The sequence below is a fragment of the Nocardia concava NBRC 100430 genome (assembly GCF_000308815.1).
GTDB classification, from domain to species: domain Bacteria; phylum Actinomycetota; class Actinomycetes; order Mycobacteriales; family Mycobacteriaceae; genus Nocardia; species Nocardia concava.
Genome location: NZ_BAFX01000002.1, coordinates 1 through 25,182 on the forward strand (window position 1 = coordinate 1; position 25,182 = coordinate 25,182).

The 25,182-nt window shown below is 67.9% G+C and carries 25 protein-coding genes; 11 read left to right on the forward strand and 14 right to left on the reverse strand.

The features are described from left to right. From ON43_RS00175 to ON43_RS00195, 5 genes are all read left to right on the forward strand, one after another. Positions 1-928, forward strand: a 928-nt coding sequence (locus tag ON43_RS00175; protein ID WP_040802255.1) for a GltB/FmdC/FwdC-like GXGXG domain-containing protein, incomplete at its 5' end; no start/stop codon positions are given. Positions 929-999: 71 nt separating this feature from the next. Further along, entirely contained in the window at positions 1,000-2,469 is a 1,470-nt protein-coding gene (locus ON43_RS00180; RefSeq protein ID WP_040802256.1) for a glutamate synthase subunit beta, read from the forward strand. A gap of 238 nt (positions 2,470-2,707) precedes the next feature. Then, the gene (locus tag ON43_RS00185) at positions 2,708-3,409 is read left to right on the forward strand and encodes a hypothetical protein (protein WP_040802257.1); all 702 of its coding nucleotides are present in this window, start codon (positions 2,708-2,710) and stop codon (positions 3,407-3,409) included. A 40-nt stretch (positions 3,410-3,449) separates the two neighbouring features. Beyond that, a complete protein-coding gene (locus ON43_RS00190) occupies positions 3,450-4,469 on the forward strand; it encodes an alpha/beta hydrolase (RefSeq protein ID WP_051177697.1) in 1,020 nt (339 codons plus the stop codon). 306 nt (positions 4,470-4,775) lie between these two features. Then, a complete protein-coding gene (locus tag ON43_RS00195) occupies positions 4,776-5,627 on the forward strand; it encodes a cutinase family protein (RefSeq protein ID WP_245568413.1) in 852 nt (283 codons plus the stop codon). Between the two features lie 125 nt (positions 5,628-5,752). On the opposite strand, the gene ON43_RS00200 is transcribed toward ON43_RS00195, so the two are convergent. From ON43_RS00200 to lysX, 3 genes are all read right to left on the reverse strand, one after another. Then, complete coding sequence (locus ON43_RS00200) at positions 5,753-6,370, reverse strand: histidine phosphatase family protein (RefSeq protein ID WP_040802259.1); 618 nt, start codon at positions 6,368-6,370, stop codon at positions 5,753-5,755. A gap of 45 nt (positions 6,371-6,415) precedes the next feature. Then, the gene (locus tag ON43_RS00205) at positions 6,416-6,637 is read right to left on the reverse strand and encodes a hypothetical protein (protein WP_040802260.1); all 222 of its coding nucleotides are present in this window, start codon (positions 6,635-6,637) and stop codon (positions 6,416-6,418) included. 129 nt (positions 6,638-6,766) lie between these two features. After that, positions 6,767-10,126 carry a bifunctional lysylphosphatidylglycerol synthetase/lysine--tRNA ligase LysX gene (gene lysX / locus ON43_RS00210; protein ID WP_083913055.1) on the reverse strand — a complete coding sequence of 1,120 codons (3,360 nt, stop codon included), beginning with the start codon at positions 10,124-10,126 and terminating at the stop codon, positions 6,767-6,769. A gap of 100 nt (positions 10,127-10,226) precedes the next feature. Between lysX and ON43_RS00215 the strand changes: the two genes are divergently transcribed. Next, positions 10,227-10,448, forward strand: a complete 222-nt coding sequence (locus ON43_RS00215; protein WP_040802261.1) for an RNA-binding S4 domain-containing protein — start codon at positions 10,227-10,229, stop codon at positions 10,446-10,448. A gap of 66 nt (positions 10,449-10,514) precedes the next feature. Here the strand turns inward: ON43_RS00215 and rraA are convergent, their stop codons facing one another. Together rraA and ON43_RS00225 are read right to left on the reverse strand one after the other, a co-directional pair. Further along, a complete protein-coding gene (gene rraA / locus ON43_RS00220; protein WP_040802262.1) occupies positions 10,515-11,006 on the reverse strand; it encodes a ribonuclease E activity regulator RraA in 492 nt (163 codons plus the stop codon). Positions 11,007-11,011: 5 nt separating this feature from the next. Beyond that, on the reverse strand, positions 11,012-11,518 hold the full coding sequence (locus ON43_RS00225; RefSeq protein ID WP_040802263.1) for a nitroreductase family deazaflavin-dependent oxidoreductase: 507 nt from the start codon (positions 11,516-11,518) through the stop codon (positions 11,012-11,014). 130 nt (positions 11,519-11,648) lie between these two features. Between ON43_RS00225 and ON43_RS00230 the strand changes: the two genes are divergently transcribed. Further along, positions 11,649-13,865 carry a serine/threonine-protein kinase gene (locus ON43_RS00230; protein ID WP_051177673.1) on the forward strand — a complete coding sequence of 739 codons (2,217 nt, stop codon included), beginning with the start codon at positions 11,649-11,651 and terminating at the stop codon, positions 13,863-13,865. A gap of 8 nt (positions 13,866-13,873) precedes the next feature. On the opposite strand, the gene ON43_RS42050 is transcribed toward ON43_RS00230, so the two are convergent. From ON43_RS42050 to ON43_RS00270, 8 genes are all read right to left on the reverse strand, one after another. Further along, entirely contained in the window at positions 13,874-14,353 is a 480-nt protein-coding gene (locus ON43_RS42050) for a DUF1707 and DUF4190 domain-containing protein (RefSeq protein ID WP_167333402.1), read from the reverse strand. Positions 14,354-14,449: 96 nt separating this feature from the next. After that, entirely contained in the window at positions 14,450-14,830 is a 381-nt protein-coding gene (locus tag ON43_RS00240; protein WP_040802264.1) for a DUF5313 family protein, read from the reverse strand. 139 nt (positions 14,831-14,969) lie between these two features. Then, positions 14,970-15,425 (reverse strand): SRPBCC family protein, encoded by a 456-nt coding sequence (locus ON43_RS00245; protein WP_040802265.1) that lies wholly within the window; start codon positions 15,423-15,425, stop codon positions 14,970-14,972. Positions 15,426-15,516: 91 nt separating this feature from the next. Further along, positions 15,517-16,479, reverse strand: a complete 963-nt coding sequence (locus ON43_RS00250; protein WP_245568414.1) for a CopD family protein — start codon at positions 16,477-16,479, stop codon at positions 15,517-15,519. After that, positions 16,476-17,012, reverse strand: coding sequence for a copper resistance CopC family protein (locus tag ON43_RS00255; protein WP_040802266.1), 537 nt, complete (start codon positions 17,010-17,012; stop codon positions 16,476-16,478). Before ON43_RS00255 ends, ON43_RS00250 begins: the two co-directional genes overlap by 4 nt. Continuing rightward, the gene (locus tag ON43_RS00260; RefSeq protein ID WP_040802267.1) at positions 17,009-17,650 is read right to left on the reverse strand and encodes a YcnI family copper-binding membrane protein; all 642 of its coding nucleotides are present in this window, start codon (positions 17,648-17,650) and stop codon (positions 17,009-17,011) included. Before ON43_RS00260 ends, ON43_RS00255 begins: the two co-directional genes overlap by 4 nt. Positions 17,651-17,699: 49 nt before the next feature. After that, on the reverse strand, positions 17,700-18,200 hold the full coding sequence (locus tag ON43_RS00265; RefSeq protein WP_051177675.1) for a hypothetical protein: 501 nt from the start codon (positions 18,198-18,200) through the stop codon (positions 17,700-17,702). Between the two features lie 13 nt (positions 18,201-18,213). Continuing rightward, on the reverse strand, positions 18,214-18,852 hold the full coding sequence (locus tag ON43_RS00270; protein WP_040802268.1) for a DUF6474 family protein: 639 nt from the start codon (positions 18,850-18,852) through the stop codon (positions 18,214-18,216). A gap of 147 nt (positions 18,853-18,999) precedes the next feature. Between ON43_RS00270 and ON43_RS00275 the strand changes: the two genes are divergently transcribed. The 3 genes from ON43_RS00275 to ON43_RS00285 all read left to right on the forward strand — a co-directional run bounded on the left by ON43_RS00275 (position 19,000) and on the right by ON43_RS00285 (position 23,147). Further along, complete coding sequence (locus ON43_RS00275) at positions 19,000-20,679, forward strand: TM0106 family RecB-like putative nuclease (RefSeq protein ID WP_083913047.1); 1,680 nt, start codon at positions 19,000-19,002, stop codon at positions 20,677-20,679. Then, the gene (gene htpG, locus ON43_RS00280) at positions 20,676-22,631 is read left to right on the forward strand and encodes a molecular chaperone HtpG (RefSeq protein ID WP_040802269.1); all 1,956 of its coding nucleotides are present in this window, start codon (positions 20,676-20,678) and stop codon (positions 22,629-22,631) included. The genes ON43_RS00275 and htpG overlap by 4 nt, the downstream gene beginning before the upstream one ends. A 315-nt stretch (positions 22,632-22,946) precedes the next feature. Beyond that, a complete protein-coding gene (locus tag ON43_RS00285) occupies positions 22,947-23,147 on the forward strand; it encodes a cold-shock protein (RefSeq protein ID WP_033085228.1) in 201 nt (66 codons plus the stop codon). Positions 23,148-23,313: 166 nt separating this feature from the next. On the opposite strand, the gene ON43_RS00290 is transcribed toward ON43_RS00285, so the two are convergent. Further along, positions 23,314-24,081, reverse strand: coding sequence for an SDR family NAD(P)-dependent oxidoreductase (locus ON43_RS00290; protein ID WP_040802270.1), 768 nt, complete (start codon positions 24,079-24,081; stop codon positions 23,314-23,316). Positions 24,082-24,315: 234 nt separating this feature from the next. Here ON43_RS00290 and ON43_RS00295 point away from each other — a divergent pair, with 234 nt between their 5' ends. Beyond that, complete coding sequence (locus ON43_RS00295; RefSeq protein WP_040802272.1) at positions 24,316-25,182, forward strand: SDR family NAD(P)-dependent oxidoreductase; 867 nt, start codon at positions 24,316-24,318, stop codon at positions 25,180-25,182.

The window sequence follows — 25,182 nt, forward strand, 5'->3', positions numbered from 1 at the left end:
GCCGATCCTGGACGACGTCGAGACCGCGTTCATGTTCCAGGACCGCCGCCGCACCAAGGACCAGGACCACGGCCTGGACAAGGCGCTGGACAACCAGCTCATCGCGCAGGCCGCGGATGCGCTGGAGCGGGGCAAGCCGGTCAAGATCGAAACCAAGATCACCAACGTGAACCGCACGGTCGGCACCATGCTCGGCCACGAGGTCACCAAGCTCTACGGCGGAGTCGGCCTGCCGGACAACACCATCGACATCACGTTCACCGGTTCCGCCGGTAACTCGTTCGGTGCGTTCGTCCCGGCCGGTATCACCCTGCGGGTCTCCGGCGACGCCAACGACTATGTGGGCAAGGGCCTTTCGGGCGGCCGCATCATCGTGCGCCCGTCGGCCGACGCGCCCGCCGAGTTCGTGGCGGAGCAGAACATCATCGCGGGCAACGTGATCCTGTTCGGCGCCACCAGCGGCCAGGCCTTCATCCGCGGTGTCGCGGGCGAGCGCTTCGGTGTCCGCAACTCGGGCGCCACCGCGGTGGTCGAGGGTGTGGGCGACCACGCCTGCGAGTACATGACCGGCGGCCGCGTGGTCGTGCTCGGCGAGACCGGCCGCAACTTCGGCGCCGGCATGTCGGGCGGTATCGCCTACGTCTACAACCCGAACGGCACCTTCGAGGCCAACCTCAACACCGAGCTGGTCGACCTCGAGCAGCTCTCGGCCGAGGACGCGCAGACGCTCAAGGACATCGTCGAGCAGCACCGCGCCGAGACCGGTTCGGCTGTGGCGGAACGCATCCTGGGCGACTGGGCGCAGCAGGTGACCAAGTTCGTCAAGGTCATGCCGCGCGACTACAAGAAGGTCCTGCTCGCCATCTCCGAGGCCGAGAAGGCCGGCCGGAACGTGGACGAGGCCATCATGGAGGCGGCTCGTGGCTGACCTCACCTACTCGGTGCACTGCGGCACCTCTGTTTTTCCGCGCGCACAGCGCTGTAGTCAGGAGTTCGTAAATGGGTGACGCACAAGGCTTCCTGAAGCACACCAGCCGGGAACTGCCCAAGCGCCGTCCGGTTCCGCTTCGCTTGATGGACTGGAAAGAGGTCTACGAGGAGAAGTTCTCCCACGAGACCCTGCAGCGCCAGGCCAGCCGCTGTATGGACTGCGGTATTCCGTTCTGCCACAACGGCTGCCCGCTGGGGAACCTGATTCCCGAGTGGAACGACCTGGTGTACAAGGGTTCCTGGAAGGAATCCTTCGACCGGCTGCACGCGACCAACAACTTCCCGGAGTTCACCGGCCGCCTGTGCCCGGCTCCGTGCGAGGCGTCCTGCGTCCTGGGCATCAACCAGGATCCGGTGACCATCAAGCAGGTCGAGGTCGAGATCATCGAGAACGGTTTCGACGAGGGCTGGGTGACCCCGGTCTACCCGACCCGGCTCACCGGTAAGCGCGTCGCGGTGGTCGGCTCCGGCCCCGCGGGCCTGGCCGCCGCCCAGCAGCTGACCCGGGCCGGCCACACCGTGACCGTGTTCGAGCGCGACGACCGCATCGGCGGCCTGCTGCGCTACGGCATCCCGGAATTCAAGATGGAAAAGCGCTTCATCGACCGCCGCATGGCGCAGATGGAGGGTGAGGGCACCATCTTCAAGACCGGTGTGAACGTGGGCGTGGACATCACCGCCGAGCAGCTGCGCGAGCAGTTCGACGCGGTCGTGCTGTCCGGTGGCGCGACCATCGCGCGTGACCTGCCCATCCCGGGCCGCGATCTGGACGGCATCCACCAGGCCATGGAGTTCCTGCCGCTGGCCAACCGCGTGCAGCTGGGCGACCCGATCACCGACGAGAACGGACTGCCGCGCATCAACGCGCGCGGCAAGAAGGTCATCATCATCGGCGGCGGCGACACCGGCGCGGACTGCCTGGGCACCTCGCACCGTCAGGGTGCGGAGTCGGTCCACCAGTTCGAGATCATGCCGCGTCCGCCGGAGGAGCGTGCCTCCTCCACCCCGTGGCCGACCTACCCGCTCATGTACCGCGTCTCCTCGGCTCACGAGGAGGGCGGCGAGCGCGTGTTCTCCGTCAACACCGAGCGTTTCATCGGCGCGGACGGCAAGGTCACCGGGCTGCAGGCGCACGAGGTGAAGATGGTCAACGGCCGCTTCGAGAAGGTCGAGGGCACCGACTTCACCCTCGAGGCCGATCTGGTGCTGCTGGCCATGGGCTTCGTCGGCCCGCAGAAGCACGGCCTGCTCGAGGCGCTGGGCGTGGGCTACGACCAGCGCGGCAATGTCATGCGCGACAAGGATTGGGCCACCACGGTTCCCGGCGTCTTCGTCGCCGGTGACATGGGCCGCGGCCAGTCGCTGATCGTGTGGGCCATCGCCGAGGGCCGCGCCGCGGCCGCCGCGGTGGACAAGTACCTGGAGGGTGAGACGGCGCTGCCGTCCCCGATCACCCCGACCATGGTTGCCCAGCGCTGATCCGCGAAAGCTGGAAAAGCACCCCCGGACTTCGGTCCGGGGGTGCTTTTTTCATACCGAAAACGCATGTGAAATGTGTACTAGTCAGTAGTTTCGGGCAATTTTCGCAAACCCTGGACGGAAGACCAGTTACACCTGTTTACTTACTCCCCGTGTGGAATCCGCCTCCGAGTCGCCCGCAGCACTCGGTAAGCCTGGATCGGTCCCGGAACGCCATCGGGACACTTGGAGGAGAAGTATGTTCCGTAATCGCCGCGCGGCCGCGATCGTCAGTGCCGCCGCAATGGTTTCCGCCGGCCTGAGCGTCATCACCCTGGAAAGCTCGGTCGCCTCCGCCGCGACCTGCAGCCAGACCTCGCACGCCGAGAAGAACGACATCAGCACGGTCGGCATCACCATGACCTACGACAAGTCGGTCAACGGCGATTCGATCGGCGTCGGCACCACCGCGACCTACAAGATCGTCGTCGGCACCACCGGCATCGGGAACCCGTACGTCAACACCATCACCGACTACCCGCCGGCCGGTTTCGGCACCCCGCTCAGCGCCAGCGTCACCGCCTACCACCTGGGCACCGGCCAGCGCAGTGAGGATGTCACCCCGGAGCCCAACGCCGGCGGCTGGAAGGTGACCAGCCCGGGCTGGTTCGTGAACTCCGGCAACCCGGTCACCTACACCATCACCTACCGGGTGCCCACCAACCTCTCCGGCGGGCAGCAGGTCACCAGCGGTGGCATCGGCGTCGCCGGCACCGTGGGCGTCAGCAACAACCTGCCCAACCTGACCGCGTGCTTCACCGCCCGCCCGAACACCGTCGGTGAGTCCGCGCTGGGCAGCCTGAACAACAACGGCCTCGGCTCGTCGGACGGTCAGACCAGCTCGACCGGTTCGATCAGCGACATCATCGCGGACGCGATCAAGAAGTACATCGGCAGCTGATTCCGACCGGGCCGATTCGTCGATAGGAATGCTCGTACCGATGCGCACGCGTAAATCACCGGCACTCACCGCGATCGCGGGCCTGGCGTTGTCGCTGGCCCTCTCGCTGACGCCGGAGGCCATCGGTACGGCCTCGGCCGCGCCCGCGGAAGACGCGGGCGCACACCTGGTTTCGATCGATCGGCCCGGACAACGGCAGGAGGAGTTCCAGGTCTATTCGGCCGCCATGGATCGGGTGATCCCGGTCCAGGTGCTCACCGCCGCGGACAACAGCGTGCCGCGACCGACGCTGTATCTCCTGAATGGCGCGGGCGGCGGCGAGGATTCGGCGACCTGGTATCGGCAAACCGATGTCGTGCAATTCTTCTCCGACAAGAACGTGAATGTGGTATCGCCGGTCGGCGGGAAATTCTCGTATTACACCGACTGGCAACAGGACGACCCGACCCTGGGCCGTCAGAAATGGGAGACGTTCCTTTCCGCGGAACTGCCGCCCATTATCGACAAGGCGCTCGGGACCTCCGGCGTGAACGCGATCGCGGGCGTCTCCATGTCCGCGACTTCCGCGCTGAACCTGGCCATCGCCGCCCCCGATCGGTACCGAGCCGTGGCGGCCTACAGCGGCTGCGCCTCCACCGCGGACGCCAACAGCCGCAAATACATCCAGATGGTGCTGGACCGCGGCAATGCCGACGCCGCGAATATGTGGGGCGCCCCCGGTGACCCGGACTGGGCCCGCCACGACGCGGTGCTCAATGCCGAGGCGTTGCGCGGGAAGGCGCTGTTCATCTCGAGCTCGACCGGTCTGCCCGGTCCGCTGGACACCCTGGACTCTCCTTCGATCGCCGGTCGCCCGGCCACGCTGGCCAATCAGATCATCCTGGGCGGCCTGATCGAGGCGGCGACAAACGGGTGCACGCACGCGCTCGCCGATCGCCTGGGCACGCTGGGGATTCCGGCGCAGATCGAGTTCCGGCCGTCGGGCACGCATTCCTGGCGCTACTGGGAGGATGCGCTGCACCGCTCCTGGCCGCTGCTGGAGTCGGCGTTGCGGGGTTGACCTGTGCCGCCGTCGATTTGATCGATCGAGCCGGAAATCGGACGTGTTCGCGAACTCGCCTGGCAGAGCTGCAAAGGCCCCTTTATGCTTGTCGGCTGTGTCGCCGATCTCGTCACGCGGTCTGTTTCGGCCAAGTCATACGGGGCGGTTACTTGGGTTAACCCGAAGTGCACCGGACTGTCATCCGGCGACCGCACCATGATCGGGAATCGGGACGGGCAAGAGGTCCCGGCAGTAAGCGTGAACTGGAGCAGTATGCGGTTGAAGAATGTTGTCGCGGCTGCGGGGGCAGCAGCGAGCGTGCTCATGACGGGAATCGTGCTGGGCAGCGGCCCTGTTACAGCCGACCCGGGAGCCGGATGCCCGACCCTCTACACGGTGGCCGTCCCGGGCACGTGGGAGACCGGTCATGACAAGGACCCCAAGCCCGGCATGCTGTCCGGGGTAACCAACGGATTGCCCGGCGAGGTCGACTACGTCACCTACGCGGCCACCGCCTTCCCGTGGGAGGGCGACGTCTACGCCGCTTCCAAGAAGGAAGCCGTCGACAACGGCCGCGGTCTGATCGCGGCCATGGGCGCGCGCTGCCCGGGCACCAAGATCGCCATCACCGGCTACAGCCAGGGCGCGGACGCGGCCGGCGATCTGGCCGCCGAGATCGGCACGGGCCACGGTGTGGTGCCGCCGGATCGCATCGCGGCCGTGGCGCTGATCTCCGATCCGAGCCGCTCGCCGTCGGACGCCCAGGTCGGTCCGATCGCTCCCGGTGCGGGTGCGGGCGGCGCGCGCGTGGGCGGCTTCGGCTGGGTCAGCGACAAGGTGCGCACCGTGTGCGCCATCGGCGATCTGTACTGCTCCACCGAGCAGACCGACTTCGTCACCCGCTTCGCCGGTTTCCTGGCCCAGGCCAGCAACCCGAACAACTTCAACCCCTGGCAGACCCAGCTCCAGCTCGGGTCGATCATCAACGATCTGATGGCCCAGGGCGGTCTGCCGACGCTGCAGGCGCAGCTGGCCGAGGGGCCCGACAGCGAGTACGCGCACCAGCTCGAGCAGTTCTACCGCAGCGGCACGCACACCAGCTACGGCAGCTACGGGGTCGGCGGCGGCCAGACCGCCATCACCTGGATGCACGGCTGGATCATGCAGAACGCGTAGGGACTCTTGATCTCGAGGGCCGCTCCCTGTCGGGAGCGGCCCTCGGTGCGAGAAGTGAGAAGTAGTCCAAGGATTCGGGAGCGGGCCGTTCAGGGCAGGAGCGGCCTTTTCGTAGGTGCTGAGCGTCAGGCAGTCGGTCGCTGCATGCGAGGCAACAGATCCCAGACGTGCCCGTTCTCGTTGATCGTGGCCGCGGTGCGACCACCGGTGCGCGAGTACAGGATTCGGGTGATCGAGCAGTAGTCGATGGGGAAGGTGAGCGGGCGGGCCAGGCCCAGCACGTCCTGCAGCAGCACGTTGATGACGCCGCCGTGCGCGAAGACGACCACGGTCTCGGTGTGGTCGGCGGCCGCGACGATGCCCGAGATGCTCTCGCGCACACGGGAGATGAAGGCGTCGCCGTCGATCTGCTCGGGCAGATATCCCGACTTGATGCGCTCGTAGGTCTCGCGGAATTCCTGCTGGGCGTCCTCGATCGGGATGTACATCGGCAGGTCGCGATCGTATTCGGCGAGCCCGTCGAGGATTTCGACCTCGAGGCCGAGTTTCTCCGCGGTGGGCCGGGCCGTCTCGCGCGCCCGCAGCTGCGGGCTGCTCACCACGCGCGCGATCGAGTGATGGGTCAGTGCGGCCGGAACCCGGGCCGCCTGCTCGACGCCGAGGGCGGTGAGATCCGGGTCGGCCGGGCCGGTGGATCCCAGCAGGCGTTCGGGCTGGGCATGGCGGACGAGGATCAACTGCACATCCCCACTCTGCCGTACCCCGCCCTCAGTTCGGCGGCCGGGTGACTACTGGTTCTTCTTGCGGTTGGTCATCAGATAGACGATGCCGAGCACCAGCGCGATGATGCCGATGCAGCAGACCGCCGCGAAGATCCAGAAGCTACCGCCGCGGCGGCGGCTGCTGCGCTTGGCCGCGGAGTTCTCCAATGCGGCGGTCCAGGTGTCAGGGTTGGTCCACACATGGTGGTCCAGCAGGGTCGACTGGGTCATGAGATCCAGGTAGTGCATGGGAAACCCCCGATCGGTCCGGTGTGCCCGTCGCCGGGCCGAATCTCAGATTAGCTGGCGATTCGGTCCCGGCAATCAGGGTTTTCCCCGGTCTCACCGAGAATCACGCTTCGCGGTCTCACCCGGGAATCAGGCATTGCGCGGTTTCACCAATGGGAACGGCAGGGTTTCGCGGATGCTGCGGCCGATCAGCAGCATGACCACCCGGTCCACACCGACGCCGAGGCCACCGGTGGGCGGCATGGCGTGCTCGAGGGCCTGCAGGAAGTCCTCGTCGAGTTCCATCGCCTCCGGATCGCCGCCGGCGGCCAGCATGGACTGTTCGGTGAGGCGGCGGCGCTGCTCCACCGGATCGGTCAATTCGCTGTAGGCGGTGGCCAATTCGACGCCCCAGGCCACCAGGTCCCAGCGCTCGGTGACGCCCGGAATGTGGCGGTGCGCGCGGGTGAGCGGGGATACGGAGGTGGGGAAGTCGATGTAGAAGGTGGGCTCCTGGGTGGCGGATTCCACCAGGTGCTCGTACATCTCGAGCACGAGTTGCCCGGCGTCCCAGCCCAATTGGAAGGGCACGCCCGCCTTCTCGCAGAGCAGCCGCAGCCGTTCGGCGTCGGTCTCGGGGCTGATGGTCTCGCCGATGGCGTCGGAAACCGCCCCGTGCACGGTCTTGACCGGCCAGTCGCCGGAGATGTCCACCTCGGTGAGCGTGCCGTCGTCCCCGGGCCGCAGCGCGACCATCTTGCCGTTGGCGGCCAGCGCGGCCTCCTGGATGAGCTGGCGGCAGGCGTGCATCATGCGCTCGTAATCGCTGTGCGCCTCATAGGCTTCCAGGATGGTGAACTCGGGATTGTGGCTGTAGTCGACGCCCTCGTTGCGGAAGACGCGGCCGAGTTCGAAGACCTTCTCCATGCCGCCCACGCACAGCCGCTTGAGGTACAGCTCGGGGGCGATGCGCAGGTACAGGTCGAGGTCGTAGGCATTGATGTGGGTGGTGAACGGGGTGGCGTTGGCGCCGCCGTGCACCTGCTGCAGCACCGGGGTCTCGACCTCCAGGAATCCCCAGCCGTGCAGGGTGTCCCGCAGTGAGCGCACCACGGCGCTGCGCTTGGCCATCACCTCGCGCACATCGGCGTTGATGGCCATGTCGACATAGCGTTGGCGCACCCGGGCTTCCGGGTCGGACAGGCCCTTCCACTTGTCCGGCAGCGGGTGCAGGCATTTGCCGATCATCCGCCAGTCCTGCGCCAGCAGCGACAGTTCGCCGCGGCGGCTGCGGCCGATCTGTCCGCTCACCTCGATGAGGTCGCCGAGGTCGAAGTAGGCGGTGAAGTCCTGGCTGCGGTCCGCCCCCACCCGGCCGCGGTCGATCAGCAGCTGGATGTCGCCGGACCAGTCGCGCAGCACGGCGAAGATGACGCCGCCGTAATCGCGAATCCGCAAGAGCCGCCCGCAGACTCGCACCGTGGTGCCCTGCGGGCAGTTGCGCGCGGCGGCCACGGTGTGAGTGGGCGGATAGGCGACCGGGTAGGCCTCGACGCCGGATTCCTGCAGTTTGGCCAGCTTGTCCATGCGCACCCGCACCTGTTCGGGGCGGCGCGGGCCGTTTTCCTCGAGCTCCTCGGGCGGCAGGTCGGGCGCGCTGCCGTCGGCGTGCAGCCCGGTCATGGAGGGCGGCACCGACGGTCGCAGACCGGTGTGCGCGGAGGCGTCGGGGTCGCGGCCCAGGCGGGGCAGGAAGCCCTCGGCCAGTGCGCTGGCCACGGCCACCCGCAGCAGGTGGCGGCGTTCCTCGAAGAGCGAGAACCGCGGCACCCATTCGGGCTGGTATTTCACATTGGAGCGGTAGAGCGCCTCGAGCTGGTACCAGCGGGAGAAGAACATGAGCACGCCGCGCCACATGCGCAGCACCGGGCCCGCGCCGATGCGGCCGCCCTCCTCGAAGACCGCGCGGAAGACCGCGAAGTTCAACGAGATTCGGGTGATGCCGTACTGCTCGGAGTTCAGGGCCAGCCGCGAGATCATGAGTTCCATGAGCCCGTTGGGGCCGGTGCGGTCGCGGCGCATGAGGTCCAGCGAGACGCCGGTGCGGCCCCACGGCACCAGTGACAGCATGCCGAGCACGGCCCCGTTCGGGGCGACGGCCTCGACCAGCAGGCAGTCGCCGTCGAGCGGATCGCCGAGCCGGTCCAGGGCCATGGAGAAGCCGCGTTCGGTCTCGGTGTCGCGCCAGGCGGCGGCGCGGCGCATGACGTCCTGCATCTCCTCGGGGGAGATCTCCTTGTGCCGTCGCACGCGAACGGTGATGCCCTGCTTGCTGAGTCGGTTGGCGGCCTGCCGGACCTGCTTCATGTCCGGTCCGGCCAGGGAGAAGGTGCGGGTCTCGAGAATGGCCTCGTCGCCCAGGCGCAGTGCGGACAGCCCGGCCCGGCGGTAGGCGGTCGCGCCGAGTTCGCTAGCGCCCATGACCGCTGGGGCCCAACCGTATTGGTCGGCCAGCTCCAGCCAGGCGTCGATGGCCTGCCCCCAGGCCTCCTTGCTGCCGATGGGATCGCCCGAGGCCAGGCAGACGCCGAGTTCCACGCGGTAGGTGACGGCCGCCTTGCCGCTGGGCGCGAACACGACCGCCTTGTCGCGGCGGGTGGCGAAGTAGCCCAGCGAATCCTCGACATCGGAGCGTTCCAGCAGTCCGCGCAACGCGGATTCGTCGAGCCCGGTGAGCGCGTTGGAGGAGCGCTGCGAGCGGAACAGCGTGATCACCGCGGCCAGCAGCGCGATGGCGCCGAACAGGCCGAGCAGCAGGTTCACCGGATGCGGCGGATGCCCGTCGAAGTCCTCGTTGGAGACCAGGATCGCGCCGGTCACCCGGGACACCGCCCAGAGCGCGCGTTCGGTGTGGTCGGGCAGGGTGCCCGGGAAGAGTTCGACCAGTCCCCAGCCGACCAGGCAGCCCAGCGCCAGCCCGCCCGCCAGCACGCCGAGCGCCCGCCACACCGCGCCGCTCTGCACGTGGGTGTAGAACTCGGACCAGGAGGCGATGAGCCCGCCGATCACCACGACGTGGATGATCATCGCGACCAGCGCGTTGATATCGCCCTCGGCGGCGAAGTCCAGGGCATTGGCGAGCGTGTAGGCGGCCATGTAGCCGACCAGCAGCCACCAGGCGATGCGTTTGCGGCTGGCGGTCGCGCCCGCGAGCAGGCCCACGACCAGCGCCCACACCAGCGAGGTGTCGGGGGCGTCGAAGTAGTAGGTGTCGATGAAGCGGCGTAGGTGCGAGGTCAGGAAGCGTAGGCCGGGGGAGATGCTCCAGGCGAAGCAGAGGACCGAGAACACGCCGAGCGCGGTGCCGGCGAGGTGCGGGACCTCGCGCAAGCGGCCGTGCCCGCGGTGCGGCACCTCCGGTGACCGCGGCTCCGGCCTCTGGTCGGAGTCGTGGTGCGGCCGGTCCTGCGTCGAAGTCACCGCACCAGTGTGAATGTTGCCCGTGCCCATGTGCACTCAGAACCCGCTTCGTGTCTCGTGGCCGCCCGGTCGGTGCGGCATGTGGGGGCGGGGTTTGGTCTCGCGGCGGCGCCGGGTAAGGATGTACCCCATGTCGGATCCAGTCGATGTCCCGATCGAGGACGATGTCATTCGACTCGGCCAGTTCCTGAAGCTGGCGAACCTCATCGATTCCGGTTCGGAAGCCAAGACGGTTATCGCCCAGGGCCTGGTACGTGTCAACGACGAGGTGGAGCTGCGCCGCGGGCGGCAGCTACACGCCGGGGATGTGGTGGCGTTGGCCGGGCACAAGGCGCGGGTCACCAGCGGCTGAAGGCACACGGATTCCCATTCTCGGGGTTTCCGGCCCTCAGCCGCTGAGAACTTCCCGGGAGTCGGCTCAGTCCTCGCTGCGGACGACGACACCGTCGTGGTCGCTGTAGAGCATGTCGCCGGGAACGAAGCTGACGCCGCCGAATTCGACCACGACGTCCTTCTCGGCGTTCCCTTCCTTCTGGGTGCTCTTGCGCGGGTTGGTGCCGAGCGCCTTGATGCCGATGGGCATGGTGCGCAGCATGGCGGAGTCGCGCACCGCGCCGTTGACGATGACGCCGGCCCAGCCGTTGTCCACGCCGCGGCCCGCGATGATGTCGCCGACCAGCGCGGTGTGCACGCTGCCGCCGCCGTCCACGACCAGCACGCGGCCCTCGCCGGGCTCGCCGAGGGTCTGCTTGACCAGCAGGTTGTCCTGGAAGGTCTTGATGGTCACGATGCGGCCGGAAAACGCCTGGTGGCCGCCGAACTGAAGGAACTGGGTGTCGCAGCTGCGGATCTCGGGGCCGATCTCGTCGGCCAGGTCGGCAGTGGCGATGGTGTCTGCGGATTCGGTCACGTGATCTATCTTGTCAGGGCGAAAATCCGCAAGTCACGGGCGGTGCGGTTGCGGTAGGCGGTGTACGCCTCGGTGGTTTCCTCGAAGCGCTCGAAGATCGCCTGCTTGCGGTCCTCGTCGGTGACCAGGGTGGCGGTGACCGGAATGTGTTGTCCGGCAATGGCGACCTCGGCGGCCGGATTCGCCAGCAGGTTCCCGGTCCACGCGGGATGGTGCGCCTGACCGAAATTGGAGCCGATCACATAGAGCGTGTCCCCGTCGTGGACGTAGAGCAGGGGAGTGGTGCGCGGTTCCCCGGACTTGCGCCCGACGGTGGTGAGCAGGATGACGGGGGCGCCGATCGGGCCCAGCACCGTGTACTTGCCCGCAGTCCGCTCGAGCACCTTGCGATCCAGCGGGGTCAGCTTGCGGATGACCAGCGAGCCGAGCTTGGTGGCGGCGAACGGGCTGGCCACACGGGACAGGAAGTTGGTGCGGGAACCCCAGATCCGTTCCGGAAACTGCTCACTCATACCGCGACTCTAGTGGTCCGCGATGCGCTCCGCGCTTGCTCGGCGATCTACTCACAAGAGCGAATCAACCGAGCAGTCGGATTCGCGGGCGCATACTGGCGGCACCCGGGAGTCCAGGTCGGGGGAGGCAATGAAGGTGGAACCGGCGATCGACTCGGGTGCCGTCGACGAGACTCGCACCCTGCTGGCGTCGGCGATCGCGAGATTCACGGCCGCCTGGGAGGCGGCCGGTGCACCGCCGCGATTGACCGAATTCCTGCCGCGCGCACCGGAATTGCGGCGGCTGACCTTGATCGAGCTGATCAAGGTGGATCTGGAGTACCGCTGGATCCGCTACGACTTCCCCAAGCGCCTGGCCGAGTACCGCGCCGAATTCGACGAATTGCGGTCCGGCCCCTTGCCGCCGGATCTGGCCTACGAGGAATTCCACGCGCTGCGCCGCTCCGGCTTCGCCCTCGACGTCAGCTGCTATCCGACCGAGGCCGCCGCCACCGAATTCGCCGACTGGGCCGAACGCGACTACCGCAGCACCCTGCTGGCCCGGCCGCAGGCCCAGCACGCCCTGGAGGGCATAGAGGTCGGCGACCGGGTGGACGATTTCGATCTGCTGGTGGAACTGGGCAGCGGCGCGTTCGCCCGCGTCTTCCTGGCCCGGCAGCGGTCCATGCAGCGCCTGGTCGCGGTGAAGATCTCGCAGAACCACGGCACCGAATCCGAGACCCTGGCCCAGCTCGACCACGAGCACATCGTGCGCGTCTTCGATCAGCGGCTGCTGGCCGAGCGGGAGCTGAAACTGCTCTACATGCAGTACCTTCCGGGCGGCACGCTGTCGAAGGTGCTGGCGCTGGTGCGTTCCCGCCCCGCCGAGGAGCGGGACGGCGGGCTGCTGCTGGAGGCGGTCGACGCGGCCATGCGCGACAAGGGCGGCCTGGTGCCCGGCGAATCACCCACCCGCGCCGCCATGCCCGAGCGCAGCTGGCCCGAGACGGTGGCCTGGCTGGGCGCGGGGCTGGCCCGCGCGCTCGACTACGCCAGCGGCAACGGCGTCCTGCACCGGGATATCAAGCCCGCCAATGTCCTGCTCACCGCCGACGGCAGCCCGAAGCTCGCGGATTTCAACATCAGCTTCAGCCTGCACGTGGCGGGCACCAGCCCGCTGGCCTATTTCGGCGGCTCGCTGGCGTACATGTCGCCCGAACAGCTGGCGGCCTGTCATCCCCAATTGCCGCGCACCGCAGAGGAATTGGACGGCCGCAGCGACATCTACGCACTCGGCGTGGTGCTGTGGGAACTGCTCACCGGCCGCCGCCCCTTCGACGACGAGAACCGCGCGGGCGATTCGGAGTCCTCACTGGAGCGCATGCTGCGGCTGCGCAGCCATGCCATCGAGCCGCGTTTCACCGAGGAGCTGCCGCCCGACTGCCCGGCGACGCTGCGGCGCGTCCTGCTGAAATGTCTTGCGCCCGACCGCGAGGACCGCTGGCCCACCGGCGCGGCGCTGGCCCAGCAGCTGGAGCTGTGCCTGGATCAGCGCGCCCGCGATCTGGTCGATCCGCCCGCGAACAGCTGGCGGGCCCGGGTCGGACCGTGGTCGCTGCTGGCGTTGATCACGCTGGCCACCTTCCTCGGCGACTTTCTCGGCATGGCCTACGTGAACCTGCACAATCACGGGCTGTGGGCGCTCTGGTTCTCGCCGGGGGAGCGGCTGCGGCTCCAGGTGATCGGTAATCTCCTGGCGCTGACCGTGACTCCGGCGGCCGTCGTGGTCACCAACTATCTGTGCAGACGCGCGTTCATCGTGTGGCGCGGATTGCGGCGCGGCCGGGTCTACGATCCGGTGGCCCTGTCCCGGGCCCGCCGGGACACCTTGATCGACGGCGACCGGGTGGCCCTGGTGGCCTTCGCCTGGTGGGTGCTGGCCGCCGCGGTATCGGCCATCGGGCTGGTGGTGTTCACCGGCCTGCCGCCCGGCCACCTCGTGAATCTCGTGGCGACAATGCTGGTTTCGGGAGCCATCTCGGTCGCCTACCCGTTCTTCGTGGTCACCTTCTTCGTGGTGCGCTGCTTCTATCCGCGGCTGCTCACCCACGGCGAGACGGCGCGGGATCGGGACGCGTTGCGCGCCCTGAGCCGGCGTTGCACGCGTTATCTCGCGGTGGCGGTGGCGATTCCGCTGGTCGGTGTGATCTCCAGCCTGATCTTCCTGAACGCCGAAGAGGTTTCGCTGGTACTGATTCCCATCTACGGCCTCTGCGTCCTGGGCGTGCTCGGATTCCTCGGCGACTATTGGCTGTTCCGCCAGACCGAGGCGGATCTACGCGCGTTCGAGCGCGCGGTATCGAAATAGTCAGGCGCTCAACGGAAGAAAATCCAGGCGAAGATCGTCATCCACAGGAGGCCCACCGCCAGCCCGGCGATGGCGAAGCCCTTGTCGTCGCGGCGCTCCGCGTCGACGGTCAGCGCCACCAATCCGAGGATCACCGCCGGCACCGCGGTCAGGCCGCAGATGAAGCCGAACACCCCGAGCACGAACGAGGTGATCCCCATCCCCTTGGAGCGCGGTCCGGCGGGCGCGTAGTACGGCCGATATCCGGGCGTATTCGGGTACCCCGGCATATTCGGGTACACCGGCAAACTCGCGCGCTGCCACGGCAATCCGGTCATGACCACATCGAGTTCCGCGCAGGTCCGGGAGTTCAGGGCCCGGCCTATTCGCTCGGACAGCTCTTCGACGGTGAGCCGCCCGGCCTGAAAATTCTGGTTCAGCGTCTCGATCGCGCGGTCCCGATCGGCGTCACTCGCCAGGAAATACCCGCCCGCCCAGTGTGGTTCCATCTGGTTCTCCATCGAACCCGAAGCCGAATAACTCTGGAATCGAGCGTATTCCTCCGCCCCGCCGCCGAACTCGAATCGAGACCGGGGACACACGAATCAGGCGCGGCCGTGGCGCTGTTCGTAGGCGGCGCGGTCGGCGGCCGCGCGGGCGCGGCGACCGGCATCGGCCAGTTCGGGATCGAAGCCGTGCTTGATGAGCTTGTTGCGGCGGAACACGTAGGTGAGGGCCACCGTGAAGTAGATGAGCGGCAGGTACAGCAGCGCCATCATGGCCAGGCCCATCCAGAGCGGGCCGGGAATCAGCAGGAACAGGCACAGCACCGGAATGATCGGAATCAGAATCCGCAGCAGATAGCGCCGCGTGGCGCCGGGTCCGGTCAGATCCTCGAGCACCCAATCCGACATGGAAGGCGGAAGCGTTCGGCCGCAGATGTAGCCGAGGCGCTGCAGCGGAGTCGGAGTGGTGCGTTCGGGCATATGCCCAGGATCCCTGGTGGGGGAGTGCGGAACAACCGCAGGGGGTCGGCGACACTGACGACCCTGGGTGGATCAGCCTTGTGGCTGCTTTTGGGGGTTCGGGGGCGAAGCCCCTGAGAGTCCCGAGAGTTGGGCTTCCTCAGGCGTTGGCGGTGTGGAATTCGGCGACCTGCGTCACCAGGTTGTGGGTGGAGCTCTTCACCGCGAGTTTCACGAAGGGCTCGATGGTCTTGCCGAGGATCTTGCCCGCGAGGCCGCCCGGGACCCGGTAGTCGACGATGGCGTCGATGGTGCAGGATTCCTCGCCCTTGTCGTGGAAGAGGAAGGTGGATTCGATCTCGAATCCCTTGATGGACTTCACCCCGATGGCGTAGCCGGGCTCGTGGCGCACGATCTTGATGGTGGAGTGCAGCGTGATCGGGCCGAGCTGAATGGTGCCGTCGAAGGTGGCGTCCACGCCCTCGACCTGTTCGGTCAGCGGGGTGAAGGCGCTGATCTCATTGATGAACTTCGGCAGGTGCCGGTAGTCGTTGACATAGGCGAAGGCCGATTCGGCCGAGGCGGCGCAGTCCGCGACGATCTTGACTTCGGTCATGCGGGCCACAGTAACTTGTTGCAGTTTGACCCGCAGATCTTGTGATGCATGCCATCTATGAGGCGGCCCACGCGAATTCGGGCCGGGCTCCTCACGCGGTGACGGCCAGCGTTCCGGCCAGTCCGAACACCAGCGCCATCACCAGCACCTCCACGATCGCGCGCCGCAGTGACGCATCCGCCTCCATGCGGTGATCGGCGACCTTCGGCACCCAGCTTCTCCGCCACCACCACCCCATGGCGAGCAGCACGCACACCAGCACCGTCTTGGCCACCAGAATGCGCCCGTAGCCGCTGGTCACCAGCGGCGTCACGCCGCCGATCCGGACCAGCCCGTTGATCACTCCGGTGAGGGTCACCGTGATCACCAGCGGCAGCGCCCAATTCGAGTACCGCGGCAGTAGCACCGCCCACTCGCCCCGGGAGCGCACGGTCAGCGCCAGCGCCAGCAGCATCCCGAACCAGGCCGCGGCGGCCAGCGCGTGCACCGCCGCCAGCACCGAGCCGAGCGTTTGCTGCGACATGTGCCCGGTGATCGGCCGCAGCGCCAGCGTGACGGCCGTGAACACCAGCACCAGATCCGCGGTGGCGCGGTCCGGATTGCGGAAACCGAAGGCGCTGTAGACCGCGACCGCACCGCTGCCCACGAGCAGCGCGATACCGATCTGCCCGCCGCTCACGTGCGTGAGATAGTCGCCGAACTGCGCGGCGCTCAGCTGCCGCGCCGGAACCCCTTGCACCTCCGCGGCTTCCAGCACCAGCATGGCGAATTCCATTGCCGCCCAGACCGCGGCGAGGATGGTGAGCAGCCGCCAGCGCGGGCTGAGCCGGTCCGACAGCCGCGGCAGCGCGGCCAGCCCGAGCACGGTCGCGCCCGCGCAGTCGGCCAGCACCCGCACCGGCGCCTCGGCCTGGACCGGATCGCCGGAGGCGAGCAGCCAGGCCAGCGCCGCACCGTCCCAGGCGACCGGGATGACCAGCAGCAGTAGCCATTTCGGAGATTTGCTACCGGTCATCGCGGGGCCGCGGCGATCGGTGCGGTCGGGCCGGTTCACGGACGCTTCTTACCCCGCCCGCCGAACAGGGCGAAGGCCAGGCCGCCGCCGAACAGCACGATCGCGCCCACCACGAACACCCACAGCGGGACACCGCCGCTGTCCGAGCCGCCGGACTTGGCGGTCGAGTCGGACTTGGGTCCGGGAGTTCCGTTGCCGGGCTTGGTGAGTGTGAAGGTCCGCTTGCCGCTGACGGGGTGGCCGTCCGCGGAGGTGACCCGGTAGGCGATGGTGTACTCGCCGACCGGACCCAGCTCCCCGACCTCGATGCTGATGGTCGGCCCGTCCACCTTCGGCTGCCCCTTGGACCAGAGGTTCTTGTCCGGCCCGGTGACCGTCATGGACGGGTAGGCGGGCTGCAGGTTCTCGTTGAAGGTGATGCTGACCGTGCCGGGGGAGGCGTCGACCTGCGCGCCGTTGTCCGGGCTGGACCCGATGGGCGCGGAGTGCGCGTTCGCGACACCGCCGCCCAGCAGCGCGAATCCGGTGACCAGCAGGCCGGTCACCAGACCGGCCAGCAGTTTGCGGCTCATGACTTCCGTCCCCGCAGGACGCTGCCCAGGCCGAGGGCCGCGCCGAGCGCGCCCAGGACCAGGCCGATGCCGCCGAGCCAGCGGGCGGTGTTGTCGGCGGACTTGGTGTCCGCGGCCGCCTCGGTGTGGTCGTCATCGCCACCGGCGGCGCTGAGATTCAGCGTGGGCGCGGGGTTCTCGGGCTCACTGCCGTCGGCGTTCATCGGCTGGTTCCAGTTCACCACCTTGCCGTCGCTGTAGGTCTGCGCGGTGTCGAAGGTGACCTTGTCCTGCTTGGGCAGCGGGCCGAGCGAGACCGCGAAGCGCTGGAACTGGCCCGGGGCGATGCCCGCATTGCCGGGATCGGCGGTCCAGGTGACCGCGACGGCGTCACCCTGGGCGTTCTTCTCGACCTTGGCGGTCCAGCCCAGCAGCGGTTCGGTGCGAGCGCTCTTCACTGCGGGCAGCGTCACGGTGAGCTTGGTGGTGGAGGCCGTATCGGATTCGTCCGGCACTCGGAAGGTGGCGACCGTGTAGCCGCCCTGGCTCGCGCCGGGGGCGTCCACGTGGACGTGCGCGGCGGCGACGCCGGTGCCGATCAGCGTGAGACCGCCGACGGCGGCGGACGCGACGAGGGCGCGCGAAAGAGAGGTGTTCATGACGGAATTGCCTTCTCTGACAATGGTTACGGGGAGTTAGGGAACGGGGTTACGCCGTAACCGGGGGCGCGCGCGGTCCGCTCGCGCCCAGTGCGAGAAGGGTTTTCGGGGTCGGGATCGAGCGCGGCGGCCGCGGGTACGCGACCCGCACCGCATCGGCTCGGGGCCGGGTGGACACCACCCGGACCGTGTGTGAGACCAGTCCGTACAACCGCTCGGCGACCAGGATGAGGAAGGCGCAGCCCACCGCCGCGATAGTGTGCGCGGCCACCATCGGTCCGTGGTCCGCGAATTCCATTGCGTGCGCGGCATGTCCGTGCTGCACCAGCCCGCTCAGCGCGAGATGGCACAGCGGCTGGCCCGCCACCATGAGGACGGGCAGTGCGGCGCGCGGCCGGAGGGCGGCGGCCAGCGCGCCCAGCGCGGCCGTCACCAGCACCAGCATCATCAGCCCCGAGGAGCCGGGGTAGCCGCCGCCCGCGAACCCGTGCGCGCCGACCGCCAGGGCCGCCATGGCGACTCCCGCGAGTCCGCCGCGCATCGGGTTCATGGGTTTACTCAGTTCACTTCACGCCGAGCCGGGCGAGCACATCGGCCTCCAGGCCGGAGAGCTCGTTGGAGATGGAGGCGTGCACGGCGCGGCGGCGCTGCACCGGCATCTGGGCCGCGGTGCGCACGGCCGCGGACAGGCTGTCCAGGCGGTCGCGGCCGGCGGCCACGAACTTCTTGGTCTCGGCGTCGGAGCTCTTCGCCTCGATATCGGAGAGCGTGGATTCGGTGCTCGCGATGCGGGCCTGCAGCTTGGCGCCGGGTCCCGCGAAATCGCCGAGCTGATCGAGCCCGACGCCCAGTTGCTGGGCGCGACGATTGTCGAGCTGCCCGCGCACGAAGGTCGCGCCACGATAGGCCAGCGGCGCCAGCACCGGCACCAGGATGCGCGCCACGCCGAGGTACTTGCGGATCGAGGCCGCGCTGAACGGATCCCGTTCGGCGCGGGCGGCCAGCTTGTTGGCCGCCTTCTCCTCGGCCTGCAGCTTGGCGATCTCCGCCTTCGCGACCTGCTTCTGCGTGCGCATCTCGGCGCGATTCTTCTTGCGCTCGTTGCGCGCCCCGAGCTTGGCCTCCATACCGGCCTTGTGCTTGAGGGCTTTCGCCTCGGCCCGGCGGCTGACCCGCTTCTTGCGCTTGCCGAACAACCCCATAGATGGCCTCCGTCATGCTGGTTCGCCATGGCAGCACAGGGCCGGGGGAATTGCCTGTCCGCCCATGAAACACAGTTTGCGAATCACCCTAACGGGTGGGCTCGGCGCGCAGCGAGCGCCGGGCGGTTTCGGTGCCAGTTCGTAGGAATGTCGGGGGTTCGGGCCATACTGACTGGCGTGTATTCGGGCATCGGTGACCATGGCGAGCGGGCTGCGTTCTTGGACGCGCGTTCGTTGATCGGATGTCGGCACCGGCTTCATCTGGACGCCAGCCATCCGGGCGTGTTGACCGGAGTTGCCGAGGACGCCGGCGTGCAGCAGCGGCGGGAGGCCGCCGCGGCGCATCGATTGCATGTGCGGGACACGCTGGTCGGCGCGGCGCCCGAACTCTGGACGGTCATCGATCCGCAGCAGCCCGCGCACCTGCGGGCCGCCGCCACCATGGCCGCCATGGAGTCGGGGGCCGAACGCATCTGGGGCGGCCTGCTGCCGCAGGAGCCCGACACCGGCCGCCGCGGCGGCTGCGAAATCCTTTGGCGCGATACCGATCGCGGCGGCTACATCCCGGTCATCGTGGTCAATCACAAGGTGAGCGATCCGCGCCAGCCCGATCCGGCCGACTACCACCCCACGACCAGCGAGCTGTTCGCCTGGAACCCGCGGCCCGACAGGCACGTTCGCACCCGCCCGCAGCCGCGCGACCAGCAGCGCCTGGCCCACCTCTACCGCATGCTGCAGCGTCACGGCCTGGCCAGCCCGGCCCTGGTGGGCGGCGCGATCGGCTACCACTTCGACCGGATCCTGGTGCACGACCTGGGTCCGATCCTGGACGACTACGACGTCCGCTACGCCGACCGCATCGCGGTGGTGCGCGGCGAACTGCCCACGGTCCCTTCGAAAGTCCCCGAGTGCCGCCAGTGCCCGTGGTGGAGCCGCGCGCCCGAGGAGGGCGGCCGCAGCTGTGAGCAGTGGCTGTCCGAGCATCGCGATGTGAGCCTGGTGGCGCCGGGTTCGCGCGCGGAGGTGCTGCGCCGCCACGGCGTCGAGACCATCGACGATCTGGCCGCCTGGAGCGGCGACGAACCCGACGACTGGCAGTACGAGCCGTTCACCGAGACCGTGGTCACCGCCCGCGCCTGGGCCACCGGCGCGCCGCTGGTCCGCCGGGTCGAGCGGGTGCGCGTCACCCGCGCCGACGTCGAGGTGGACGTGGACCTGGAGAGCTACCAGGAGCACGGCGCCTACCTGTGGGGCACGCTGCTCGACGGCGTCTACCGCCCGTTCGTCACCTGGGATCCGCTGCCCACCGAGGACGAGGGCCGCTCCTTCGCCGAGTTCTGGGCCTGGCTCATGAGCGTGCGCGCCCAGGCCGCGGCGGACGGCAAAACGTTTGCCGCCTACTGCTATTCGCGCACCGCCGAGGACAAGTGGCTCTACGAGTCGGCGCGCCGGTTCGCCGGTCGCCCCGGCATTCCGACTGAGCGCGAGATCCAGCAGTTCGTGGACGGCCCGCAGTGGGTCGACATGTTCCAGGCCGTGTCCGAGCAGTTCATCTGCCCGAACGGCAAGGGCCTCAAGAAGATCGCGCCGGTGGCCGGATTCCATTGGCGCGACGCCGAAGCCGGCGGCGAGGCCTCCATGTCCTGGTATCGCCTGGCCGTCGCCTACGAGGGCGGCGAGCCGGACCTGTCCCAGCGCACCCGCATCCTCGAGTACAACGAGGACGATGTGCAGGCCACGAAGGTGCTGCGGGACTGGATGACCGATCGGGCGGACGCGGAGGTTCCCTCCATCGCCGACTTCTCCCGTCGTAATATCGCGTCGTGACCGAACACATCGAACACCTGGAGTTTCAGGCCGAGACCCATCAGCTGCTGGAGCTGATGATTCACTCGGTGTATTCGAACAAGGACACCTTCCTGCGGGAGCTGGTCTCCAATGCCTCCGACGCGCTGGACAAGCTGCGCCTGGAGACCTTCCGCGACAAGGACCTGCAAGCCGACACCTCCGATCTGCACATCGAGCTCGAGGTCGATCGCGACAACCGCGTACTCACGGTGCGCGACAACGGCATCGGCATGTCACGGGCCGAGGTGGTGGATCTGATCGGCACCCTCGCCAAGTCGGGCACGGCCGCGCTGCGCAAGCAGCTGCTGGAGGCCAAGCCGGACGATCAGCAGGCGGAGGAGCTGATCGGCCAGTTCGGCATCGGCTTCTACTCGACCTTCATGGTGGCCGACAAGGTCACCCTGACCACCCGCAAGGCGGGCGAGTCCACCGGCACCCGTTGGGAATCCGAGGCGGGCAGCCCGACCTACTCGATCGAGGAGCTGGCCGACGCCCCGCAGGGCACCTCGGTGTCGTTGCACCTCAAGCCCTCCGACGACGAGGACCACCTCTTCGACTACACGCAGGAGTGGAAGCTCCGCGAAATCGTCAAGAAGTACTCGGATTTCATTGCCTGGCCCATCCGCATGGATGTCGAGCGCACCGTCATGGACGGTGAGGGCGAGGACAAGACCGAGAAGACCCTGGTCGAGACCCAGACGCTGAACTCGCAGAAGGCGCTGTGGACGCGTCCGCGCAGCGAGGTCTCCGACGAGGAGTACACCGAGTTCTACAAGCATGTCGCGCACGCCTGGGACGATCCGCTCGAGATCATCCCGATGAAGGCCGAGGGCACCTTCGAATACCAGGCGCTGCTGTTCATTCCGTCGCACGCGCCCTTCGACCTGTTCACCCGTGAGCACAAGCGCGGCGTGCAGCTCTATGTGCGCCGGGTGTTCATCATGGACAACTGCGAAGAGCTGATGCCGGAGTACCTGCGCTTCGTCAAGGGCGTGGTGGACGCGCAGGACCTGTCGCTCAATGTCTCCCGCGAGATCCTGCAGCAGGACCGCCAGATCCAGATGATCCGCAAGCGCCTGGTCAAGAAGGTGCTGTCCACGGTCAAGGACCTGCGCAATGCCGAGGACAAGACCAAGTACCAGGAGTTCTGGAAGGAATTCGGCCGCGTCCTCAAGGAGGGCCTGCTGTCGGATGCCGACAACCGCGAAACCATCCTGGGCGTCTCGTCTTTCGCCTCCACGCATTCCGAGACCGAGCTGACCTCCCTTGCCGACTACGTCGAGCGCATGCCGGAAACCCAGTCGGCCATCTACTACATGACCGGCGAGACCCGGGCGCAGATCGAGAACTCCCCGCACATCGAGGCGTTCAAGGCCAAGGGCCTCGAGGTGCTGGTACTGACCGATCCGGTCGACGAGATGTGGGTCGGCTCGGTCACCGAGTTCGAGGGCAAACCCATCGTCTCCATCGCCAAGGGCGAGGTGGATCTGGAGACCGAGGACGAGAAAAAGGCCTCCGAGCAGCTGCGCGAACAGCAGGAGAAGGACTTCTCCGATGTCCTGAAGTGGCTGCAGGAGACCCTCGACGCGGATGTGAAGGAGGTGCGCCTGACCAACCGGCTCACCACCTCCCCGGCCTGCATCGTTGGTGATGTGTTCGATTTCACTCCGATGCTGGAACGCATGTACCGCGCCTCCGGCCAGGAGCTCCCGCACAGCAAGCGCATTCTCGAACTGAACCCCTCGCACGCGCTGGTCACCGGCCTGCGTGACGCGTACGCGACGGTGAAGGACGAGGCCGAGAAGCCGGAGGCGCTCACCGAGACCGCCGAATTGCTCTACGGCACCGCGGTTCTCGCCGAGGGCGGCGAGCTCAAGGATCCCGCGCACTTCGCGCGAATCCTCGCCGACCGGTTGACCCGCACGCTCTGAGATTCGCGTTCGGATCGGGCTCCTGTGGCAAAGCCGCAGGAGCCCGACCTATAGCGAGCGGGAATCGGTCATGCCCGGTTTGGCGCAAATGTGACGATCGGCATCCTCTGGCAATTTCGGGAACTTCACGCGAGCGCGTACGTTGTACGTCTTGGTCGTAAGTTTTTCGTGTTCGTGTTCAACATGCTCGCGCGGAACAGTGTGCGGGCGTTGCTTCACCTTGCCAGGCAAGTTGTAAGCCGCCTTCTGATCGACCCCGGGTACCGCTGCCGCGGCACCCACGCAATAAAAGAAACACCTCGTCAGGAGAAGGTAATGGTTCAGGGCACCGTCAAGTGGTTCAACGCGGAGAAGGGCTACGGCTTCATCGCCCGCGAAGACGGCCCCGACGTTTTCGTCCACTACTCGGAGATCGAGGGCAACGGCTACCGTCAGCTCGAGGAGGGCCAGGCGGTCTCCTTCGAGATCACCGAGGGCAAGAAGGGCCCGCAGGCTGCTGCGGTCCGCCCTCACTAAGGTGAGTTGCTGAGGCTCCGAGCCTCAAAGCCTAAAACACAAGGCCCGCACCGGAATCCGGTGCGGGCCTTGTTGCCTTTGGGATACGGGTCCCGGCCTCTCTTTGGGGGTGTGGGGGCCGGCCCCACAATCTCCCCGGGGTTGGGGTGAACCCCAAGGCCCAGCGTCAGCGCGGAGCCATGCGGAGAGCGCCGTCCATGCGGATGGTCTCGCCGTTGAGGTAGTCGTGCTCGGTGATGTACTGCGCGAGCTGCGCGTACTCGTCCGGGCGGCCCAGGCGCGACGGGAACGGCACGCCGGACTCCAGGCCCTTGCGGTACTCCTCGGTGACACCGGCCAGCATCGGGGTGTCGATGATGCCGGGCGCGATGGTGTTCACGCGAATGCCGAACTGCGCCAGGTCACGCGCGGCCGGGATGGTCATGCCGGCCACGCCGCCCTTGGAGGCGGAGTAGGCGATCTGCCCGATCTGGCCCTCGAACGCCGCGACCGAGGCGGTGTTGATGATGACGCCGCGCGAGCCGTACTCGTCGACCGGATCGGTCTTGGCGATGGCGTCGGCGGCCAGGCGCATCACATTGAAGGAGCCGAGCAGGTTCACGGTGATCACCGTGCGGAACAGCTCCAGATCGTGCGGGCCGTTCTTGGACAGGATGCGTCCCGCCCAGCCCACACCGGCGCAGTTGACGACGATGCGCAGCGGCACACCGGATTCCACGACCTTGGCGACCGCGGCGGCCACCTCGTCACCGCTGGTGACGTCGGTCGGGATCAGGGTGACACCGGCGGGGACGCTGTCGCCCGCGCGCTCGATGGACTGAGCCAGATCCAGGCCGAACACGGTCGCGCCCGCGTCGGCGAAGCGCTTGGCGGTGGCCGCACCCAGCCCGGACGCACCTCCGGTGACAATGGCGGCGGAGCCCGAAATCTCCACGGTGAATGGTCCTCTCGACGGTGGAAGGCCCTCTCACTGGCCCTCCGTCAATAGGCACGATAGCCGGGGCGGGTGCGGGCCCCGCGCGGGGTCGGGTTTGGGCGTTTTCCACCCCGGCACAGTGCTGCTTCGAGGAATCCGCGGTTGTGCACTTCGCAAAGCCCGGCCTTCGTTGCGGGCACTGCTCGCAAATTTGCGAACACTGTTGTTCGTCTAAGTGGTAACTTCGCATACATGAACGCAGGTGTGGCCGGTAAACGCATCCTGATCACCGGCGCGGCGCGCGGCATCGGTGCCGCCCTGGCCCGTCAGCTGCATCAGCACGGCGCACACGTGGCACTGCTCGGCATCGAGGAGTCGCTGTTGTCCCAGGTCGCGGCCGAGTGCGGCGACGCGCCCTGGCGCTACTGCGACATCGGTGATCCGGCCCAGGTCGAGCGGGTGGTCAACTCACTCACCGCGGAACTGGGCAGCCTGGACGCCGTGGTCTGCAATGCCGGTATCGCCCGGCAACTCTCGCTGGTCGGCGGCGACCCGACCGTGCTCGAGGAGACCCTGGCGGTCAATGTCCTCGGCGTCTACTACACGCTGCGCGCCGCCGGACCCCATCTCGCCCACCGCGACGGCTACGTCCTGCTCATCTCCTCGCTGGCCGCGGCCATCCACCTACCCCTGGCCGGGGCCTACAGCGCCTCCAAGGCCGCCGTCGAGGCGCTCGGCGACACCCTGCGCATCGAACTGCGCCACACCGGAGCCAAGGTCGGCATGGCCTACTTCGCCGAACTCGACACCGAGATGACCGGTCGCGGCTTCGGCACCGAGGCCGCGCGCAGCATCCTGGGCCGCTCCACGATTTCCGGCATCGCCCCGCTGGGCCCGGCCATCGACGCCTGCGAACGCGCCCTGGCCCGCCGCTCCCGTCGCATCGTCTCGCCGTACTGGGTCAGCATGGTGCTGTGGTGTCGCCCGCTCGCGCAACGCCTGGTCGACTACTCGCTACGCCGCGGGGTGGCCGGTGGATTGGAGATCGCCCGCACCGAACCGACCGGCTTCACCACCGATCAACCGGCTCGACCCAGCAGAATGAGAAACCTCGCCTGA

Excerpts from the sequence above, each read along its gene's own strand:
- ON43_RS00180 (WP_040802256.1), top strand. The coding sequence starts at position 1,000 with ATGGGTGACGCACAAGGCTTCCTGAAGCACACCAGCCGGGAACTGCCC.
- ON43_RS00185 (WP_040802257.1), top strand. The coding sequence starts at position 2,708 with ATGTTCCGTAATCGCCGCGCGGCCGCGATCGTCAGTGCCGCCGCAATG.
- ON43_RS00190 (WP_051177697.1), top strand. The coding sequence starts at position 3,450 with ATGCGCACGCGTAAATCACCGGCACTCACCGCGATCGCGGGCCTGGCG.
- ON43_RS00195 (WP_245568413.1), top strand. The coding sequence starts at position 4,776 with ATGACGGGAATCGTGCTGGGCAGCGGCCCTGTTACAGCCGACCCGGGA.
- ON43_RS00205 (WP_040802260.1), bottom strand. The coding sequence starts at position 6,637 with ATGCACTACCTGGATCTCATGACCCAGTCGACCCTGCTGGACCACCAT.
- lysX (WP_083913055.1), bottom strand. The coding sequence starts at position 10,126 with ATGGGCACGGGCAACATTCACACTGGTGCGGTGACTTCGACGCAGGAC.
- ON43_RS00215 (WP_040802261.1), top strand. The coding sequence starts at position 10,227 with ATGTCGGATCCAGTCGATGTCCCGATCGAGGACGATGTCATTCGACTC.
- ON43_RS00225 (WP_040802263.1), bottom strand. The coding sequence starts at position 11,518 with ATGAGTGAGCAGTTTCCGGAACGGATCTGGGGTTCCCGCACCAACTTC.
- ON43_RS00230 (WP_051177673.1), top strand. The coding sequence starts at position 11,649 with ATGAAGGTGGAACCGGCGATCGACTCGGGTGCCGTCGACGAGACTCGC.
- ON43_RS42050 (WP_167333402.1), bottom strand. The coding sequence starts at position 14,353 with ATGGAACCACACTGGGCGGGCGGGTATTTCCTGGCGAGTGACGCCGAT.
- ON43_RS00240 (WP_040802264.1), bottom strand. The coding sequence starts at position 14,830 with ATGCCCGAACGCACCACTCCGACTCCGCTGCAGCGCCTCGGCTACATC.
- ON43_RS00245 (WP_040802265.1), bottom strand. The coding sequence starts at position 15,425 with ATGACCGAAGTCAAGATCGTCGCGGACTGCGCCGCCTCGGCCGAATCG.
- ON43_RS00255 (WP_040802266.1), bottom strand. The coding sequence starts at position 17,012 with ATGAGCCGCAAACTGCTGGCCGGTCTGGTGACCGGCCTGCTGGTCACC.
- ON43_RS00260 (WP_040802267.1), bottom strand. The coding sequence starts at position 17,650 with ATGAACACCTCTCTTTCGCGCGCCCTCGTCGCGTCCGCCGCCGTCGGC.
- ON43_RS00265 (WP_051177675.1), bottom strand. The coding sequence starts at position 18,200 with ATGAACCCGATGCGCGGCGGACTCGCGGGAGTCGCCATGGCGGCCCTG.
- ON43_RS00270 (WP_040802268.1), bottom strand. The coding sequence starts at position 18,852 with ATGGGGTTGTTCGGCAAGCGCAAGAAGCGGGTCAGCCGCCGGGCCGAG.
- ON43_RS00275 (WP_083913047.1), top strand. The coding sequence starts at position 19,000 with ATGTCGGGGGTTCGGGCCATACTGACTGGCGTGTATTCGGGCATCGGT.
- ON43_RS00285 (WP_033085228.1), top strand. The coding sequence starts at position 22,947 with ATGGTTCAGGGCACCGTCAAGTGGTTCAACGCGGAGAAGGGCTACGGC.
- ON43_RS00295 (WP_040802272.1), top strand. The coding sequence starts at position 24,316 with ATGAACGCAGGTGTGGCCGGTAAACGCATCCTGATCACCGGCGCGGCG.